Source organism: Zunongwangia sp. HRR-M8 (assembly GCF_027594405.1).
GTDB lineage: Bacteria > Bacteroidota > Bacteroidia > Flavobacteriales > Flavobacteriaceae > Zunongwangia.
In genome coordinates, this window is the sequence record NZ_CP115161.1 from 2,739,937 (window position 1) to 2,760,218 (window position 20,282).

General features: G+C 34.5%; 18 protein-coding genes. 7 read left to right on the forward strand and 11 right to left on the reverse strand.

The features are described from left to right. Positions 1–201 precede the first annotated feature (201 nt). From PBT89_RS11815 to PBT89_RS11835, 5 genes are all read left to right on the forward strand, one after another. Positions 202–1,104 carry an ABC transporter ATP-binding protein gene (locus PBT89_RS11815; RefSeq protein WP_270060687.1) on the forward strand — a complete coding sequence of 301 codons (903 nt, stop codon included), beginning with the start codon at positions 202–204 and terminating at the stop codon, positions 1,102–1,104. Then, positions 1,104–1,937: an ABC transporter permease gene (locus tag PBT89_RS11820; protein WP_270062086.1), complete on the forward strand. Its 834-nt coding sequence runs from the start codon at positions 1,104–1,106 to the stop codon at positions 1,935–1,937. The genes PBT89_RS11815 and PBT89_RS11820 overlap by 1 nt, the downstream gene beginning before the upstream one ends. Positions 1,938–2,007: 70 nt before the next feature. Beyond that, on the forward strand, positions 2,008–4,419 hold the full coding sequence (locus tag PBT89_RS11825) for a T9SS type B sorting domain-containing protein (RefSeq protein WP_270062087.1): 2,412 nt from the start codon (positions 2,008–2,010) through the stop codon (positions 4,417–4,419). A 66-nt stretch (positions 4,420–4,485) separates the two neighbouring features. After that, complete coding sequence (uvrB, locus tag PBT89_RS11830) at positions 4,486–6,492, forward strand: excinuclease ABC subunit UvrB (RefSeq protein ID WP_270062088.1); 2,007 nt, start codon at positions 4,486–4,488, stop codon at positions 6,490–6,492. Between the two features lie 131 nt (positions 6,493–6,623). Further along, a complete protein-coding gene (locus PBT89_RS11835) occupies positions 6,624–7,853 on the forward strand; it encodes a hypothetical protein (RefSeq protein WP_270062089.1) in 1,230 nt (409 codons plus the stop codon). Between the two features lie 41 nt (positions 7,854–7,894). Here PBT89_RS11835 and PBT89_RS11840 read toward each other — a convergent pair whose 3' ends face one another. The 8 genes from PBT89_RS11840 to grpE all read right to left on the reverse strand — a co-directional run bounded on the left by PBT89_RS11840 (position 7,895) and on the right by grpE (position 15,716). Next, positions 7,895–9,061, reverse strand: a complete 1,167-nt coding sequence (locus PBT89_RS11840) for a sigma-54-dependent transcriptional regulator (protein WP_270062090.1) — start codon at positions 9,059–9,061, stop codon at positions 7,895–7,897. After that, positions 9,061–9,966 (reverse strand): DUF6268 family outer membrane beta-barrel protein, encoded by a 906-nt coding sequence (locus PBT89_RS11845; RefSeq protein WP_270062091.1) that lies wholly within the window; start codon positions 9,964–9,966, stop codon positions 9,061–9,063. The genes PBT89_RS11840 and PBT89_RS11845 overlap by 1 nt, the downstream gene beginning before the upstream one ends. Before the next feature lies 1 nt (position 9,967). After that, entirely contained in the window at positions 9,968–10,861 is an 894-nt protein-coding gene (locus PBT89_RS11850; RefSeq protein WP_270060680.1) for a mechanosensitive ion channel family protein, read from the reverse strand. A 1-nt stretch (position 10,862) separates the two neighbouring features. Continuing rightward, complete coding sequence (locus PBT89_RS11855) at positions 10,863–12,158, reverse strand: ABC transporter permease (RefSeq protein ID WP_270060679.1); 1,296 nt, start codon at positions 12,156–12,158, stop codon at positions 10,863–10,865. Then, complete coding sequence (locus tag PBT89_RS11860; protein ID WP_270060678.1) at positions 12,151–13,080, reverse strand: ABC transporter ATP-binding protein; 930 nt, start codon at positions 13,078–13,080, stop codon at positions 12,151–12,153. Before PBT89_RS11860 ends, PBT89_RS11855 begins: the two co-directional genes overlap by 8 nt. Positions 13,081–13,216: 136 nt before the next feature. Then, positions 13,217–13,756, reverse strand: a complete 540-nt coding sequence (locus tag PBT89_RS11865; protein WP_270062092.1) for a fasciclin domain-containing protein — start codon at positions 13,754–13,756, stop codon at positions 13,217–13,219. Positions 13,757–13,966: 210 nt separating this feature from the next. Continuing rightward, entirely contained in the window at positions 13,967–15,094 is a 1,128-nt protein-coding gene (gene dnaJ / locus PBT89_RS11870; RefSeq protein ID WP_270060676.1) for a molecular chaperone DnaJ, read from the reverse strand. 34 nt (positions 15,095–15,128) lie between these two features. Beyond that, positions 15,129–15,716, reverse strand: coding sequence for a nucleotide exchange factor GrpE (grpE, locus tag PBT89_RS11875; protein ID WP_270062093.1), 588 nt, complete (start codon positions 15,714–15,716; stop codon positions 15,129–15,131). A gap of 167 nt (positions 15,717–15,883) precedes the next feature. Between grpE and PBT89_RS11880 the strand changes: the two genes are divergently transcribed. Next, on the forward strand, positions 15,884–16,558 hold the full coding sequence (locus tag PBT89_RS11880; protein ID WP_270062094.1) for a YceI family protein: 675 nt from the start codon (positions 15,884–15,886) through the stop codon (positions 16,556–16,558). Between the two features lie 76 nt (positions 16,559–16,634). On the opposite strand, the gene PBT89_RS11885 is transcribed toward PBT89_RS11880, so the two are convergent. The 3 genes from PBT89_RS11885 to PBT89_RS11895 form a co-directional block, all read right to left on the reverse strand. Then, positions 16,635–17,537, reverse strand: coding sequence for a TIGR01777 family oxidoreductase (locus PBT89_RS11885; protein ID WP_270062095.1), 903 nt, complete (start codon positions 17,535–17,537; stop codon positions 16,635–16,637). 72 nt (positions 17,538–17,609) lie between these two features. Then, positions 17,610–18,281 (reverse strand): tRNA (5-methylaminomethyl-2-thiouridine)(34)-methyltransferase MnmD, encoded by a 672-nt coding sequence (gene mnmD, locus PBT89_RS11890; RefSeq protein ID WP_270062096.1) that lies wholly within the window; start codon positions 18,279–18,281, stop codon positions 17,610–17,612. Positions 18,282–18,285: 4 nt separating this feature from the next. Further along, a complete protein-coding gene (locus tag PBT89_RS11895; protein ID WP_270062097.1) occupies positions 18,286–18,813 on the reverse strand; it encodes a DUF4920 domain-containing protein in 528 nt (175 codons plus the stop codon). A 105-nt stretch (positions 18,814–18,918) separates the two neighbouring features. Here PBT89_RS11895 and PBT89_RS11900 point away from each other — a divergent pair, with 105 nt between their 5' ends. Then, positions 18,919–19,986, forward strand: coding sequence for a branched-chain amino acid aminotransferase (locus PBT89_RS11900; RefSeq protein ID WP_270062098.1), 1,068 nt, complete (start codon positions 18,919–18,921; stop codon positions 19,984–19,986). Positions 19,987–20,282: the final 296 nt, after the last annotated feature.

Below are 20,282 nucleotides of genomic sequence, written 5' to 3' on the forward strand. Positions count from 1 at the left end.
GTTTATAAAATTTTAAGTATAATACAATTCTTAAATTGGATTAGAGCCATTACTAGAAAAAACGTTTTTAGAAAAATAGCATTTAAGACCTTTTCATAATACCGTTTAACTCTCTATTATCGAGTAAAAATAACGATACTACTGCGGATAATGTAACAAAAATGTATATTAGTCGTCGTACAAGAAAAGAAACCATCTATTTTGGAAACAATCCTTAGCATTAATCAATTAACAAAAGTCTATGGGCCTTTGAAGGCCGTAGACAATCTTTCCTTTACAATAGAGAAAGGAAACGTGTACGGAATTTTAGGTCCTAACGGAAGTGGAAAATCGACCACTTTGGGAATGGTACTAAATGTGGTGAATAAAACCTCTGGAGATTTTAAGTGGTTTGAAGGTAGCGAATCTACACACGAAGCCTTGAAAAAAGTTGGAGCTATCATCGAGCATCCTAACTTCTATCCTTACATGACGGCATCGCAAAACCTTAAACTGGTTTGTAAAATTAAAGGTGTTCCCGAGCATAAAGTTGAAGAAAAATTAGAAGTTGTAGGGCTTTTAGATAGAAAAGATAGCAAATTTAAAGCTTTCTCTTTAGGGATGAAACAACGTTTAGCCATTGCCTCTGCGCTGTTAAACGATCCTGAAATTTTAATTTTAGATGAACCTACTAATGGATTAGATCCACAGGGAATCCATCAAATTAGGGAAATAATTCGAAACATTGCTGCTGGCGGTACTACTATTTTATTGGCTTCGCATCTTTTAGATGAAGTTGAAAAAGTGTGTAGCCATGTAGTAATTATTAGAAAAGGTGTAAAATTATATAGTGGCCCGGTAGATGGAATTAACGCCAGCCATGGCTTTTTTGAATTGGAAGCTGAAAATACCGAATTACTTCAGCAATTACTACGTGAACATCCATCCATAGGAAAAGTAACGCTAAATGGCACCCTTGTGACTGCCATCATCGAAAATCCTATGGGAGCTTCAGAAATCAACAGTTATCTTTTCGAAAAAGGACTTTCTTTAAGCTACCTGATTAAGCGTAAAGAAAGCCTGGAAGAACAATTCCTTCAACTAACCAATCAAACTACCGCGTAATGTTACGACTCTTAAATATAGAATATCTTAAACTTAGATATAGTAGATCTTCGAAGATCTTGATTTGCACCTATTTTATTTTAATCACTTTTATTGCCCTCATAGCCTCAATCGAATTTCCTATTGGGCAAGTTAATTTTAGAATAGCCGATCAAGGAATTTTTAATTTTCCATTTATATGGCATTTCAATAGTTATATTGCTGCGACTTTGAAATTATTTTTGGCAATTGTTATTGTCTCGATGATGTCTAATGAATACAGTAATAGAACGCTGAAACAAAACCTTATCGACGGCCTGTCAAAAAAAGAATTTATTTTATCGAAATTCATCACGGTAATGGTATTTTCTATAGTTTCGACCATTTTCCTTTTTGTAGTTTCGTTGATTCTGGGACTTTCTTTTTCAGATTACAACGAGTTTTCTATTATCTTTTCTGATCTTGAATACATCCTGGCATACTTTGTAAAATTAACCGGATTCTTTGCATTCTGTTTGTTTTTAGGAATTTTGGTAAAACGCTCGGCATTCGCGCTTGGATTTTTATTTATATGGTGGATTATAGAAAGTATTTTATACGCTGTTTTAAGATGGAAAATTTTTGGAACTAAAATAGCAGATAAAATCGTTCAGTTTTTTCCACTCGAGTCGATGAGTAATTTGGTGAAAGAACCATTTTCCCGCCTCAATGCAGTACAATCTGCCGCTAATCAATTAGGATCTGCTTTTGAAAAAGATTATTCTATACATTGGTATCAGATTATTATCGTTTTGGTATGGACTGCTCTCTTTGTGTATTTTTCTTATGCCTTATTAAAGAAAAGGGATTTATAGACTAAAACGTTAATTTTTCAAATTTTTAATTTTCCTTTTATAACTTGAGGAATTATCTAATTATTTGTCGATGCTCAAAGTTTACACGCTCCTAATCGTTATATTATTAGGAGCATTACCGCTAGTTTGTAAGGCTCAAAATAAACTACCCAACGATTGTAGTAACGCTATTTTAGTTTGTGGCAATGGAGCGATATCTTCAAACGCTATTGGAGCCGGCATAGAAGAGATCAATAGTTTAAATAGCTGCAACAGTTACGAGCATAACAGTATCTGGTTAAAAATTGAAATTGTCCAAAGCGGTACTTTAGGTTTTACATTAACACCTACCAGTAGAAATATTCAAGTAGATTACGACTTTTTTATTTTTGGCCCTAATGCCAGCTGTGATAATTTAGGAACAAGTATTAGATGTTCTACTACCAATCCCAATGCAGCAGGAAGTTCGAGTAATATTACAGGAATGAACGAAACCAGTCATGAATATTTTGAAGGTCCGGGACCCGACGGCGATAATTTTGTTAAAAATTTGGAAGTAAAAGAAGGGGAAACTTATTTTCTAGTGATAGACAGGCCTATAGGAAACAGCACTTTTGATCTGGAATGGAATGGTACTGCTATGCAAGACGGAAATGCATTCCCAGAAGGTGTGACAGCAAATACCCCTAATCCCATGATAGCTTGTGCTATCGAAAATCAAGCTGAATTTGATCTTTTTAGTAAAATAGATGAGATTAGAACAAACAAGACTGATAATGTTATCTTCTATTCTTCTCTAGCCGATGCAAATGATAAAATCAATGCTCTCGATCAATATTACAAAACTGCCAATTCTACCACAATTTTTGCTAGAGTTTCTAATCCACAAGTAGAATGTTACGAAATTGTAGAGTTAGATCTTGAAGTAAATCGCGGTCCCGCTGTGCAGGAGAATGTGACGCTCACTACATGCGATATTGGTAATAATGGCGAAGAAATTTTTGACCTGAATTCTATTTCATCTGAAATTTTAAATAATTTAAACAAAAATGATTATCACTTAAGCTTCCATAAGGATAGTATTTCAGCAATAAATAATACAAACTTGTTAGCAGAAAATTATACCGCAAATCCAACGGAAATTTATGCTCGTGTTACTGAACTTAATGATTTGGGTTGTTTCAGTATATCAAATATTTCTTTGGAACTCACCCCTACTCCGATTGTTAACGATTATACGTTAATTCAGTGCGATGTAGATTTGGGAAATTCGACAGATGGTCTTACTCGTGTTAATTTAACTGAAGCTAATAGCTTTATAGCTTCTTCAGATTCTTCATATGTTTTTTCATTTTTCAAAAACCAGTCTGATTTTAATAACAACAATCCAATAGAAAATCCTGAGCGTTTTTCAAATAATATTCCTTTTCAACAAAATCTGTTAGTGCAAATTTTAAATGAGAAAACTGGTTGCTTTTCAACATCAAACTTATTACTTCAGGTAGAACCTACTACTGCGAGCTTACCAGAAATCGGCCCGTATTATAGCTGTAATATTAGTGAAAGTGATGAACAAATTTTAGGCATTTTTAATCTGGACAAAATTGCTGAAAGCTACCAAAACTTAGAAGTCAATTTTTATGAAACTCTAGAAAATGCTTCACTAGAAATTGATGCTTTAGGTAATGAATTTATAACAAGCACCACAAGTATTTATGCAAGATTAGAAATAGACAATCAATGCCAGGGTATCGAAAGTGTAGAATTAATTGTACGCGAAAATCCTAAAATTCAATTAAAAGATCTTTATAATTTGTGCTTAAATAAAAGTAATTTACAAATAAAGGCGGCAAACTTCAGTAGCTACGAATGGCAAAAAGAATCTTCAGGATCATTTATCAGCTTAGGTTCTGGAAGTTCTATAAATATTACAGAAACTGGCACTTATCGATTGATGGTTACAAATACAGCTAACGGACTTTCGTGTTCTTCAGAAAAAGAATTTAAGGTAGAGATATCGAATATTGCTAAAATAGCCAGAGATCCAGAAGTAAAAGATATCTCAAATAATAACATCGTTACAATATTTGCAGAAGGTGAAGGTAACTATGAGTATGCTATCGAGAGCCCAGAAAATTTTCAGGATAATAATGTTTTTGAAAATGTTCCTTCGGGATTTGTTACTTTTTTTATTCAGGATAAAAATGGTTGCGGAATTATAGAAACTGAAGTGGCTATAATAGGCTATGATAAATTTTTCACACCTAATAACGATGGCAGTAATGATTATTGGAGGATAAAAGGAATAAATTCTAAAATACAAGCCAAAAGCGACATTCAGATTTATGACAGGTATGGTGTTCTGGTCGCAAGATTACAACCTGGAGATGAAGGATGGGATGGAACTTCTAAAGGTAAAATACTTCCGGAAGATGATTACTGGTTTAAGGTAGAGTTAGAAAATGGGAAGATTTTTAAAGGTCATTTTAGCCTAATACGATAAATTTCTAAGCCCTATTTGAATAGGCACATTTATTGCTTAACTTCGTAAGGCTAAGAAAAAGAACGCATGAAATTTAATATTGAATCTGAATATAAACCTACCGGAGATCAACCCAACGCGATTAAGCAATTGGTAAACGGAATAGAAAGAAACGACCAGTTTCAAACTTTACTTGGTGTTACCGGATCGGGTAAAACTTTTACCGTTGCAAACGTGATTGAAAAAGTGCAAAAGCCTACCCTGGTGCTAGCCCATAACAAAACACTTGCAGCCCAGTTGTATTCAGAATTCAAACAATTTTTTCCAAATAATGCGGTAGAATATTTTGTTAGTTACTACGATTATTACCAACCGGAAGCGTTTATTCCCTCATCTGGCACCTATATTGAAAAAGATCTTTCGATAAACGAAGAGATTGAAAAACTACGATTAAGTACCACTTCTTCTCTGCTTAGCGGAAGGCGTGATGTGATCGTTGTCGCTTCGGTTTCCTGTCTTTATGGTATTGGTAACCCGGTTGAATTTAAAAAGAATGTAGTTTCCATTGAAAGAGATATGGAAATTTCCCGAACCAAATTTCTGCACAGCCTGGTACAGAGTCTATACTCTCGAACCGAAGCAGAATTTGTTCACGGAAATTTCAGAATAAAAGGCGATACCGTAGATGTATTTCCTAGTTATGCGGATAATGCTTTCAGAATTCATTTTTTTGGAGATGAAATTGAAGAAATAGAAGCTTTTAATCCGGCTACTAATGATATTCTTGAAAAATACGAACGATTAAATATTTACCCTGCAAATATGTTCGTAACCTCACCTGATGTTCTACAAAATGCAATACGTAGCATTCAGGATGATTTAGTAAAACAGGTTGATTATTTTAGAGATATTGGTAAACATCTTGAAGCGAAAAGGCTGGATGAAAGAACCAATTTCGATCTTGAAATGATTAGAGAACTTGGCTATTGCTCGGGTATAGAAAACTACTCTCGTTATCTTGACGGTCGCCAACCGGGAACAAGACCTTTCTGCCTTTTAGATTATTTCCCAGATGATTTTTTAATGGTGGTAGACGAGTCTCACGTAACCATACCACAAGTACACGCGATGTACGGTGGTGACCGTTCGCGAAAAGAAACATTAGTAGATTATGGATTTAGACTTCCCGCGGCGATGGACAATCGTCCATTGAAATTCGAAGAATTTGAGATGCTTCAAAATCAAGTGATTTATGTAAGTGCTACTCCTGCCGACTATGAACTTCAGAAAAGTGAAGGTATTTACGTGGAACAGGTGATACGACCTACCGGATTATTAGATCCAGTTATTGAAGTGCGTCCCAGCCAAAACCAAATTGATGATTTAATTGAAGAAATTCAGATAAGAGTTGAAAAGGATGAAAGAACTTTAGTTACGACCTTAACTAAAAGAATGGCGGAAGAATTAGCTAAATATTTAACCAGAATCGATGTTCGATGCCGCTATATTCATAGCGATGTAGATACCTTAGAGCGTGTTGAAATTATGCAGGATTTACGCCGTGGCTTATTTGATGTTTTAATTGGAGTAAACCTTTTAAGAGAAGGATTGGACTTACCTGAAGTTTCCCTTGTTGCCATAATTGATGCTGATAAAGAAGGATTCCTAAGAAGCAATCGATCCTTAACGCAAACTATAGGACGTGCCGCCCGTAATGTTGAAGGAAAAGCTATTTTGTATGCTGACAAAATTACAGACAGTATGCAAAAAACTATGGACGAAACCGAATATCGTCGTACAAAGCAAATAAATTATAACAAGGCTCATAACATCACTCCTAAACCGCTAACGAAGAAATTAGAAACCTCTACTCTTGTAAAAAAGAAACTAGAGATTTTTGAAGGTGATAAGAAGCCGCCAATGCAAGCTGCAGAAGAAGAAGGTGCTTATTTAACAAAACCGCAAATCGACAAAAAAATAAAAGAAAAGAGAAAAGCCATGGAAACTGCTGCTAAAGAACTTGATTTTATGGAAGCAGCCAGGTTGCGAGATGAAATCAAAATTCTTCAGGATAAATTGAAGGAATTAGCATAGTTTTATAAAAAATTAAAATAGAATTAACTCACAACACATTGATTAAAAGGGTTTTATAATATAAATTAGAAGAAATTCTCTGCATAACCCAAAAAACCGAGGCTTTATAAGTAATTTAAAATCAACTACTTATGAAAAGTCAATTCTTTATTTTTTCGTTGTTCGCTCTTATTCTTTCCACTAATGCTCAGGTAGGTATAAATACAGATGATCCTAAAGCTTCTTTAGATATTAAAAGTTCAGATGCCAAAAATCCTTCTGTTACAGACGGAATATTGATTCCGCGTATATCTAAATTTCCCTCTAATGATCCCGCCGATGTACAAGATGGAATGATGGTTTATCTTAATACCGATATTCAAAATTACGCTAAAGGCTTTTACTTTTGGAATGCTGAAGAGAAAACATGGACATCTATTAAAGGAAAATTTTCTGAAGCAAATTTTTACGGAATTGACACTGGAAAATCCCCAAATAATATTGAAGATCCTCTCTATAGAACCGGAAATGTTGGTATTGGCACCGATGAAGTTGAGTCTAAAATACAGATTGAAGTGCGCGAACACGAAGATGATTCAATTAAAAAAGGAATAGAAATAGACAATCAAAATTCTGAAGAAAATCTAAAGACCACTTATGGGATAGAAAATACCAACCGAAGTGCTACTAACGGAACAAAATACGGAATTAAAAATAACGTAAACGGAACAGGATCTGGAGTTCATTACGGTATTTTCAATGAAACCTTTCAGAATACAGGAACAAACGATATCTATGGATTCTTTAATCGTGTTGGGCGTACATATGGAGCTAAAAGCAATAATTATGGCATGTATTCAATAATTGGGAGTTCAACCGCACAGGGTAATATTTACGGAGTTTATGCCATGGCTGAAGGCGATCGGAACGCTAATGTGTTTGCAGGCTATTTTGCGGGGCGATTAGGGATTGGTGCAACACCTTCTGTAGAATATATTTTTCCTTCGGAAAGAGGATTAGAAAATATGATCTTAGCACTTGCTGAAGATGGAAAATTAAGATGGCGACCACCAACTTTCTACCCGTACGTTTCTTCAACCAGCACTACCGGAACTTTTATTATACAAGAAGATCTAGGTGCTTTAAGGATCAATAATAGCTTAAGTAGCATCAAAATTCCCGATGCTTCAGAAAATAAAGGCAGAACAATTATTTTGGCCTGCTGGTCTACTACTTCCGATAAGCCATTGGATTTTGTTAACGGAGATGACTTATTTGACGTTACCACTAATAGTACAGTTTCAAACATAGAAGGTGGAACTGTCCTAACCATTTTGAGTGCAGGCAATAGGTGGCTAGTAATTAATAAATACGCTCAATAAAAAAGCCGAATCCTAAGATTCAGCTTTTTATTTTTTCTAGATCATACTTTACTCGCGAAGAGACTTACATCTTCTTCTGTAATCTCTTTACCACCAAGAATTAATAGACGTTCTACAACGTTTCTTAGCTCCCTAATGTTACCCGTCCAATCGTATTGTTTCAATTGATTAAGTGCCTCTGTAGTAAAAGTCTTTTTATTGGTTCCTTGTTCCGTAGCAATCTTTTCAGAAAAGTAGTCTATTAACAGCGGAATGTCTTCTCTTCGATCATTAAGTGATGGAACTTCAATAAGTATTACCGCTAACCTGTGATATAAATCTTCCCTGAATTTTTTATCTTCAATCTCTTTCTTAAGATCTTTATTGGTAGCCGCTACCACACGTACATTTACTTTTATATCCTTATCACTACCAACTCTGGAAATTTTATTTTCCTGCAATGCACGAAGTACTTTTGCCTGTGCAGAAAGGCTCATATCCCCAATTTCATCCAAAAAAATGGTACCGCCGTTAGCAGCTTCAAATTTTCCCGCGCGATCTTTATTTGCTGAAGTAAAAGCTCCTTTCACGTGACCAAAAAGTTCACTTTCTATTAATTCTGAAGGTATCGCCGCACAGTTCACTTCAATCATAGGACCTTTAGAACGATCACTCTTTTGGTGCAACCAATGCGCAACAAGTTCTTTTCCGGTTCCGTTTGATCCTGTAATTAATACTCGGGCTTCAGTAGGCGCAACTTTTTCAATAATATCTTTAATTCGGTTAATCTCTTCAGATTCACCAATCATTTGGAAGTTTTTGCCCACTTTCTTTTTAAGTCGGGCATTTTCCTGTACCAATTCTTTTCTATCTAATGCATTACGAACAGCATTAAGGAGTCTGTTTAAATCTGGCGGTTTAGAAATATAATCAAATGCGCCCATTCTCATGGTTTGTACCGCAGTATCTAAATCCCCATGTCCAGAAATCATTAAAAAAGGAATTTCGGGCTTTATTTTATTTGTTGCTTCTAAAACCTCTACGCCATCCATTTTAGGCATTTTAATATCACAAAGTACAAGATCGAAATCCTCTTTTTTGATCAATTCCATTCCTATCAAACCATCTTCGGCTTCAGTAACGTTATAGTCTTTATTTTCTTCGTGTAGAATTTTAACTAGCACCCGTCTAATGGCTGCTTCATCTTCTATTAATAAAATTTTTGACATTAAAATAAGCTAAATTTAAGTCCGCTTCGTGTATAAAAAGTATTTACATCATTAATGGTATAAACATCTTCTCTATCATCATCACGTAAGCGAATATCATTCATAAGTGTATGGCCTGCATAAATATAAAAGGCTAGATGCTCTGTGATACTATATTCGTATCCTAAACCTGCCAAAACAATTGTCATCGACATGCTATTGGCATGTTTATCACCTTGATCAAAAGGAGTAGCATCAAAATTATCCTGAACGTTTGCATAAAAGCCATCTAAAGTTACAAAAGCCTGCAAGACATTTTGGTCATTTAGGTTATATTTTATATTAGTTTTAGGAATTCCAAGCATGTACGACCATTGGGGTCGAAATTCTTTGTAATAATTGACTACTGGTAACGGAAATGGAAATCCTGCTGTTGTAGAATAATTTAAACCTAAAATTAATCGAGTAGGCTTTTCGATATTTTCCCCTTTTTTAATTTTAATCAGATAAATCGCTCCTTTATAAATTAAATCATCATTGAGAAGTTTGTTTGTAGAAAAATTTGAAGCTGCTTTTGCTCCGGTTTGTATGGCTACTTTCCAGTTTTCATTCCAATTAAAAACATAGCCGAGCGTTGCGGTAAAAGATTGAAATCTATTTAGATGATAGGTTCCAAAATCGGTATTATCTTCAAACTTAAAATTTACATTTCTATATTCTAAGCCGGGTACTAAATATGTTCCTTCTTTACCTAATTCTATGGGGAAATTGGCGAATGTTCTAAACCTTCTAAAAGAATTATCTGAGCTTGATTGTGGAAAATAAGTATATTCTACTCTAGCCAAATCAGATAACTGAGCCTTTGCTGAAATTGAACCAAAAACGATCAATGCTAAAAATAAAAGCTTCTTTAAAGGTTTTTTCATATCATTCTTTTTCGGTATTATTTGGATAGAACATGTGGACATCTCTTTGCGGGAAAGGGATTGTAATTCCGTTTTGCCTAAAACTGTCGTCTATTTTAAACCGTAATTCACTTTTAACTTTAGGATCTGTGAAACTATCACTTAAATAAAAGTAAAGCCCGAAGAGTAAAGCTGAATCTCCAAAATCTTCGAATAGAACAAACGGTTTTGGTGTTTTTAGAATACCTTTTTGTTTTGCAACGCAGTCTAACAAAAGTTGTTGCACTTTCTTAGTATCGCTACCATAGGCAACGCCAACCTTTACATTCTCTCTTGTTGTTCTATGATTTTGGGTATAATTATAGACTGTATCACTAATAAATTTATGATTGGGGATAATCATTACCTTATCGTCCCTTGTAAGTGCACGAGTGGTTCTTAATTTAATTTCGAAAACTCTGGCCACTTTATTATCGACTTCGATAATATCACCAACCAATAAAGATTTGTCTAAAATGATAAAAATACCACCAATTATATCCTGAAATAATTCTTGCAATGCAAGACCAACACCAACAAATAATGCAGCTGAAGCAGTAAGTAATATCGAAATATCGATACCGGTAGAGCTCAAGGTGATTAAAATTACGATGAGATAAACCACATATTTTACAAACTTAAAGACACTTATAAACTTTAATTTATCCTCATCTAAAAGTTTCCCAGCAATGAAATTACGAATAACACGCAATAACACTGAGGTTAATACGAAAACAAAAATTACTAGAATCACCGTACCTACGGTTAATTCAAATGGTTTTTGAAGTATAGGAAAATTTAAGAAGTTTTTGATATTACCCCAAATGTCCTGCTCTAATACTTCAGAAATTTGATTTGCTGTATCGTTGTTCTGCATTTTAATATTTCAACCACTTGTAAATTTCTTTATAACTGGCTTTTTTACCATACATTAATATACCAACGCGATAAATTTTGGCTGCAAGCCATACCACTCCGGCATTGGTTATAAGCAATATAAGAATAGAAAGTGAAATTTCCCACCATGGCACGCCAAATGGGATACGCATTAACATAACAATAGGAGAAGTAAGCGGAATCATAGAAAAAATGGTACTTACCGTTCCATGCGGATTTTCTATAACCGCGAAAAAACCAACATAGATCCCCAGCATTAACGGTATAATCACAGGGAACATAAACTGTTGTGTATCGGTTTCACTATCTACCGCAGCTCCTATCGATGCATAAATAGCACTATATAAGAAATATCCTCCCAAAAAGTAAATAAGAAAATAAATGATTAAACTCAAAATTGGCAGATTGAGTACATCTGCTACAATTTGGTTTATTTCCGGAATATTTATTTCATTAAGGTTTGCTTGCGAAGGTTGCGCATTCATTAGATCAATACCGAAGTATAAACCAGCAATTGTATACAAGATTCCTCCTAAAATCACCCAAATTGTAAACTGTGTAATTCCGGCTAGTGATGTTCCCAATACCTTTCCTAGCATTAGCTGAATTGGTTTTACAGAAGAAACTATAATTTCTATAATACGGTTGGTTTTCTCTTCAATCACCGAACGCATTACCATATTCCCATAAATAATAATAAACATCATTAGTAAATAACCAGCTGCACCACCAAAAAACATCCTGAGGTAATTCACCATTTTTGAAGTACGCTCTCCCGAGAAATTTTGTATTTCTACGTTCACTTTTGTTTTTGCTGAATCGATCTGACTTACATCTATACCTCTAGAAATAAGTTCATTTCGTTGCAATTTATCTGCAATTATTTTCTCGATATGCTGTACGGTTCCTAAACCTGGCGATTCTTCACCAAAAAATTCAACCTTACCGGTAAGCTCATTATGATTATCGGCGTTAGGAATATGGATAAGACCATAATATTCATTTTCACGAACAATTTTTTTAGCCTCTGTTAATTCTTTATCTGAAAAATTCAGGTATTGCAAGTTTTCATCATCCTGAAATTCCTTCAGAAATAAACCTGTTTCATCATGCAATCCTATGATACGCTGTTCGCTGCTATTCAACATACTCAAATAGGCGATCAATGCAAACATTCCCACTAAAATTACAGGACTCAAGAATGTCATTACAATAAAAGTTCTATTGCGAACTCTTGCTAAATACTCTCTTTGTATGATAAGTTTTAAACTACGCATTGTGGGTCACTGTTTTGATAAAGATATCGTTTACAGAAGGTATAACTTCTACAAAATGATTTATTCTAGCTTTAGTTAACAAATATTGAATTAAATCATTAGGATTATCCATGGGATTAAGTTGAATACTAATCTTTAAATCGTCGTTTATACTTTTAAAATTCGCTTTCCCAATTTTAAACTTATCCTGTAATTCTTGCAATAATGCTTCTTCATTATTGGTTTCCAACCCAACCTCGAAAGTATTATTTTTATATTCTTTTTTAATTTCTGAAACTTTACCGTCTAGCAATTTATTGGATTTATTAATCAAAGCCATATAATCGCAAAGCTCTTCTACACTTTCCATACGATGGGTAGAAAATAAAATTGTTGCTCCCTTTTCTTTCAGCTCCAAGATTTCACGCTTTATAATATTAGCGTTTACAGGATCAAATCCACTAAAAGGTTCATCAAAAATCAATAATTTGGGATCATGTAAAACGGTTATCACAAACTGAACTTTTTGTGCCATTCCTTTAGATAATTCCTGAATTTTTTTGTCCCACCATTCGGTAATCTCCAATTTTTCGAACCAATATTTTAGACGCTCTTTTGCTTCTGCTTTAGAAAGTCCTTTTAGTCTTGCTAGATACATGGCTTGCTCTCCAACCTTCATAGATTTATAAAGGCCCCGCTCTTCTGGCAAGTAACCAATATGCCGAATATCATCTTGATGCAAGGGTTTTCCATCTAAATATACGCTACCTTTATCTGGCATCGTTATTTGGTTAATGATTCTAATAAAAGTTGTCTTACCCGCTCCATTTGGCCCTAGCAAACCAAAAATGCTGCCTTTTGGTATAGTAATCGAAACATTATTAAGTGCAGTATAACCTCCAAACTGTTTGTAGACATTCTCTGCAACCAAGAGATTTTCCATAAATTTATTTTGAAGGTGTAAAGATATTCAAATCCTTATAGACACTTAAAAAATGCATGGAATATTTAATTTCAGCATTGAATAAAAAAACCTGCTCTGTAAAGGAGCAGGTTTTTTTATCTAAATTTTTAGAATTTTAGTAAGAACTTGAGAAATAATCTGTTGCAGTTAGCAACTGATCGATCACATGTATTATTCCATTTTTGGTTTCGATGTCACTGCTTATAATGTTAGCACCTCCGATTGATACACTATTTCCATTCATCTCTGTATTAATTTTAATGGCTTGATCGTCTGACACACTAATTACCTGGGAATCGTTAAATTGATTCTTATATATCTTTTCTGGCACAATATAATGCTTTACAAATTCGATCAATTTCGCTTTATTATCGGCACTTGTAAGTTCTGATAATTTATTCACTTTCATCTCGCCAAAAGCATCATTAGTGGGCATAAATATTGTAAACCCATCAGCATACTCCATGGAAGTATCTAAACCAGATGCTTCTAAGAAACTTAAGAATATAGAAAATTGATCGTCATTTTGTGCCAGTTCTAAAGCTGAATAATTTTCAGTATCATCTACAGAAGAGAAGAATTCTTTTTCCTGAGCGAATGTAAGAGTTGTTATAAATCCTAACAACATCGTTAAAAGTAAAGTTTTCTTTTTCATGATTTTATTTTTTTAGGAAATTAAAAAACAAAAACCATTAAAAAAGAATTTTTAAAGCAGGTTTATAATAGGTTTAACGAGATTGTTAAAAAACAAAACCCACCCTCAAAAAAATTAAGGATGGGAAAAAAATTGCTATGAAAAAGAAAAATTATCACTAAAAGTCTTAGTGAGAATCAAATATATAAATTTTTTCTTAAAATCAAGGTTTTAAGAAAACATATCTTTAACTTTTTCAAAAAATGATTTATCACTTTTTTCGGGATTTGGCTGGAAGTTCTCGTCATTAGCCATCTTCTCGAAAAACTCTTTTTGTTCTTTTGTTAGCGTTTTTGGCGTCCAAACATTTACATGAACCAGTAAATCCCCTTTGCCGTAACCATTTAAATTACTTACACCTTTGCCTCTTAACCTAAGTATTTTTCCAGACTGAACTCCGGGTTCTACTTTAATTCGTACTTTACCATTAACGGTTTGAATTTCTTTGGATGCACCTAATGCAGCTTCAGAAATACTTACATAGAGATCGTAATGCAAATTATCACCTTCCCGTTGAAGGCTATCATGTGGTTTTTCTTCTATAGCTACTAAAAGATCTCCTGCAATACCATTACCTGGCGCTTCATTACCTTTTCCAGAAACTTTTAATTGCATCCCATCTTCAACACCAGCAGGTATTTTGATGGAAACCATTTCTTCCTGTACTTTTAGACCTTGCGCATCGGCATCAGCAGGCTTTTGATCGATCATTTGTCCACTACCTCCACAAGTTGTACAAGGTGAAGCAGTTTGCATTCTTCCGAGGATAGTATTGGTTACACGTGTTACCTGTCCCGTACCATTACAAGTTGAACAGGTTTTGTAGGTTGTGCCGGCTGCCTGAACTTTTCTTTTAACTTTTATCTTTTTCTCGACACCATTGGCGATTTCTTCTAAGGTTAGGGAAACACGAATTCTTAGATTGCTACCTTTAGCACGACGTTGACCACCGCCGCCAAAACCACCAAAACCAGAGAATCCGCCGCCGCCAAAGCCGCCGCCACCGAAGATATCACCAAATTGGCTGAATATGTCGTCCATATTCATACCACCTCCGCCGCCTCCGCCGAAGCCGCCGTCGAAAGCCTGATGACCAAATCGATCGTATTTTGCGCGTTTTTCTTCGTTTCCTAGAACTTCGTAAGCTTCAGCTGCCTTTTTAAATTTATTCTCAGCTTCTGTATCACCTGGATTTTTATCAGGGTGATATTTGATTGCCATCTTTCGATAAGCTTTCTTTATTTCAGCTGCAGATGCACCTTTACTTAAACCTAATATGTCGTAATAATCTTCTTTCATGTCTAAAATTTGTTATTTTTCAAGCTGTTTCGGTTTACTTACCGGTAACAACTTTTGGATAACGAATTATGCGCTCCCCTAATTTATATCCCTGCTCTACAACATCAACGATTTTACCTTTAAGATCGTCGCTAGGAGCCGGAATTTGAGTTATCGCCTCGTGAATATCAGCATCAAATACATCTCCTTTATTCACTTCTACAGGTTCTAAACCTTTATTTTTAAGCGTTTCACTAAATTTAGTATGAATAAGCTCTACGCCTTTCAAAAGGTTTTTGTCTTCTGTCTTTTTAATTTCAATTAAAGCTCTGTCAAAATCATCTAAAACTGGCAACATGGCAATCATCACATCTTGATTGGCGGTTTTAAAAAGCTCTAATCTTTCTTTAGAAGTACGCTTTTTGAAATTTTCAAATTCAGCAAAAAGGCGTAAAAACTTGTCCTTTTCTTTTTGTACTTCTTCCTTTAATTTATCGGTTTCAGAAATTTCTTCTTCAGCATTATCGTTATCCTCAGCCTTTTCGGCTTTCTCGTTCTCTACTTCTTCGATTGCTTTATCGATATTTTCCTCTACCTGATCTTTTACAGAATTTTGATCTTTATCGTTAGCTTTCTTTGTCATTGTCTTATCTCAATTTTTGATGCAATAGTATAGACAAATTTATTGCCATTCCTAGGATTGTGTCAAAATGTCACAGATATTTTTTAATATTATTTTAGTACTATTATTTTTATTTCATTGTACTTTTGCCGCTCAACCAAATTGCAAAAAACTAAATTTCTAAAAAGATGAAGAAAAACATTGTAAAAGGATTTATGGCGTTAAGCCTTATCGTAGGTCTAGGAAGTTGTAAAAATAACAACGGCCAAGAAACATCTGCTGAAGATGCTAAAGAAGCGGCAGAAGCAACTGCTGAATCTATGGAATATACAGTAGATACTACTGCATCTACAATTAGCTGGATTGGAGAAAAACCAACTGGACAACACACTGGAACTATCCAGGTATCAGAAGGTACTTTTATGGCTAATGATAGCATTATCGAAAGCGGAAACTTTACTATCGATATGACTTCTATCGAAGTTACTGATTTAGAAGGTGACGATAAGAAAAGCTTAGAAGCTCACTTAATGGGTACTGTTGAAGGTAAAGAAGGTGATTTCTTTAACGTGAACGAATATCCTGATGCTTCTTTTGAAGTAACTGGAATTTCTGAAACTGAAGGAAAAATGATGTTAGAAGGTAATCTAACAATTAAAGATGAAACTAAAAACATTTCTTTCCCAGTATCTATTAACAAAACTGATAGCGGATACGAGATCTCTAGCGAAGAGTTTAAAATCGATCGTACAAACTGGAATGTAAATTACGGTTCTAAATCTGTATTTGATGGTTTAGGTGATAAATTCATTTATGATGATATCACTTTAAAACTAGATATTAAAGCAAATAAGAAAGCTTAATTTATCTAAGTTAAGATTATAAAAAAAGGCTAGCAATTTAAATTGCTAGCCTTTTTTTATAACTATTCTTTTGAATTTAGAGTAAATCATGTAAAGCGGGTTGTAAATGAAGGTATTGAAAATGGTACCCCTGCTCTTCGATTTTCTTACTACTTACTAATTGGCTGGAAAGTAAAAGCGTTGCCATTTCACCAAAATAAGTTTTTAGCACAAATCCGGGTACATTAGGCAACCAAAGTGGTTTATTTAATTGGTTAGCCACCTCTTTAGTCATTTCTTTATTAGTCACTGGATTTGGTGCAACACCATTAAATGTTCCAGTAAGTCCGTTTTCTAAAACATACATAAAAATATTTGTGAGATCACTTATATGAATCCAGGATTGCCATTGTTTTCCATTACCTAAAGGAGCACCTATATTAAAATTCACAGGCTCTTTAAGCCTTTCTAGCATTCCGCCATTTTTCGCCATTACAAGCCCAATTCTTATCTTAGAAACTTTTAAGCCCAAATCTTTAAAGTTGTTCACAGCGCTTTCCCATTTAACCACAACTTTACCTACAAAAGAGTCGTCTACTCCATCTTCATCCTCAAAATAAAGTTTCTGTAAAGAACTTGGATAAACTCCAATAGCGCTGGCAGATACTATTTGCTTGATTTGATGTTCATTTTTAGAAAGAGTGTCGAACAAAAGATTGGTGCTTTCTACCCGACTATCTAAAATTTTACGCTTGTTTTCATCTGTCCATCGTTGTGCTATACTGGCACCAACCAAATTTATGATAGCATCTACATTTTCAATCGCTCGCTTATCTATTTCACCTTTTTCAGGATTCCACAAAAATCCACGATAATGATCTTTATGCTCAATTTTATCTTTGCTTGTCGTAAGATAATTTACATCAATGCCTTTCTCATGACATAAAGATGAAATTTTAGACCCGATAAGACCAGTCGCCCCAGTTATTAATACTCGCATTTTTTTCTTTTGAAGGTAGTGCTTATCAATTAATTTTAAAATTGATTTAGCGAGGTTTAACAGCTAATGATCTCAATTTTTAACGGCTCTTAACATTTCCCTTTTTCCTGGAGGACCAGGCAAACGCTCTACCTGAAATCCTACGGCCTGCATAGCTCTACGCACACTACCTTTAGCAGCATAAGTAACCAAAACACCATTAGTTTTTAAGGCCAAAAACATTTTCTCAAAAATAACATCGGTCCATAACTCTGGCTGCACTCTAGCGCCAAAAGCATCAAAATAGATAAGATCATAAAATTCTTTATCTTTGATTTCCTGAAATGTTTTTTCCTGTTTTCTTAAACTGAAATTTGATTCTATCTCACTAAATTCTTCCCAGTTTATCTGATGCATTTCATTGAAAATACGCTCAGATTTTTCAAAATTTGGTAAAACTGATGCATAGCCTAAAACCGCCAATTCTTCAGGTTTTACCGGATATGCTTCAACTCCCGTATACTGCACTTTAAGATTAGTGCTATATAAATTAGTAAGTAGCGCGTTTAAACCCGTGCCAAAGCCTATCTCCAAAATAGAAATTTCAGATTTTTTATTTTCGGCAACCCAAAAATCCAAGCCCATTTTAATAAAAACGTGCATAGCCTCCTGCAAAGCTCCGTGTTTAGAATGGTATTGCTCATTCCATTCTGGGATATGGATCGTAGAAGAACCATCGCCGGTTTTTATGATCTTTCGCTCCAAAAAATTATTTTTTTAAAAGAACACCGTTTGCCATAAAAGCAAATTCGTGCTTAGGTTCTTTAATTGCTTCAATCTCTTCTTCAGTTTTTCCCGCATCTTTTGCATAATGCTTTTGATCTTCAACAGAGACTTCCTGAATAAATGCTACCCCTTCAACTACAGCTTCTTTGCCTTCTATATCTTTTGGCACAAAAAATCCATAATCTTTAAATTTTACACTCACAACTTCATCCCCCGGAATTTCTAAATTCATCCAACAGCCCTTCTTTTTGCAAACCGCATTTACTGTAGATCTAAAACTTGTAGCAATCGTATCGCCTGGTTTCAGCTTTTTGTAATCGGCGGCAATAGCTTCTGCATCCAAAGCATCTTCCGCAGAAATTTCTTCTCCATAGCTTGCGTATGCAACATCTTTAGTTTTTTCTTTTTCTGAAACTTCGAGGCTGTTTGTATCTTCAACTTTATTTTCTTCTGAATTTTTGCAAGCTAATATCGAACAGAAAATTAGTGCTGAATAGATTATTTTTTTCATTGATAAAATGGATTATTAAGCAATTAATAGCATCAAAATTACCAAAACTTTAGATTTTAAATTTGTTTTTATTTAGGTAAATTTGAAGTTCTTAAATAAAACACAATGGAAAACATCGCAACGAAAGTAAAAATCACAAAAACATCTACTTCTAAATTATCTGAAACAGATTTTAGCAATCTTACATTTGGTAAAGTATTTACCGATCACATGATGGTTTGCGATTATAAAGATGGTTCCTGGCAAACTCCTGAAATAGTCCCTTATGGACCTTTATCCATGGATCCATCTGCAAAGGTTTTTCACTATGGCCAAGCTGTTTTTGAAGGTATGAAAGCCTATAAAGACAATGATGATCAAATTTGGCTTTTTAGACCAGAGCAAAATTTTGAACGAATTAATAAATCTAGTAATCGTCTTGCAATTCCTGAATTTCCTAAAGGTCATTTTTTTAATGGTCTGGAAGAATTATTAAAACTGGATAAAGAATGGATCCAAAAAGGATTTGGAAATTCGATGTATTTACGTCCTTTTGTAATCGCAACCGAAGCTGGAGTTTCTGCATCTCCCGCAAGTGAATACAAATTTATGATCTTATGTTCTCCCGCGCAGGCTTATTATAGCGGAGAAGTACGAGTTAAAATTTCTGAAGATTACAGCCGTGCTGCCGATGGTGGCGTTGGTTTCGCTAAAGCAGCAGGTAATTACGGAGCTCAATTTTTCCCTACAGATATAGCGCATAAAGAAGGATACCAGCAGATTATCTGGACCGATGCAAATACGCATGAATACCTGGAAGAAGCAGGAACAATGAATGTTTTCTTTAGAATAGGAGATAAATTAGTAACTGCACCTACCAGCGATAGAATTCTAGACGGTATAACCCGTAAAAGTATTATCGATCTTGCAAAAGATGCTAATATAGAAGTTGACATTAGAAGAATCAAGGTTTCTGAAATTATAGAAGCTGCTAAATCTGGGGAGCTTAAAGAGATTTTTGGATCTGGAACTGCAACGGTTGTTACTCCTATTTTAGGATTTGGTTATAAAGGTGAGAAATATGAGTTACCTAGCATAGAAGATTCTTATGCGAAATCTTTTAAAGATCGCTTATTAAAAATACAATACAATCAGGCTGAAGATAAATTTGGATGGAGACATGCTGTTAAGTAAACCTGATTTTAAGTTTTCTATTAAATGCGCTGAAATTCAGCGCATTTTTATTTTAAATATCATTCCAGGCTTTAACATAGACTAAATATTTCGATTAGAAAAAATTACATAAGTTTGTCGCGATATGGAAAAAGGAATATGAGTTGAGATACGCTTTTATATTAATATTATTCTGCTGCTTTTCGGTATCTGCTCAAAACGACAGTTTAAGTCGTTTTCCCGTTCGCGATTCTACCCAATTAGCAAAAGATCTCAACTTTTATAAACGACTGCAAGAAAGAACTAAGAACAGCAAA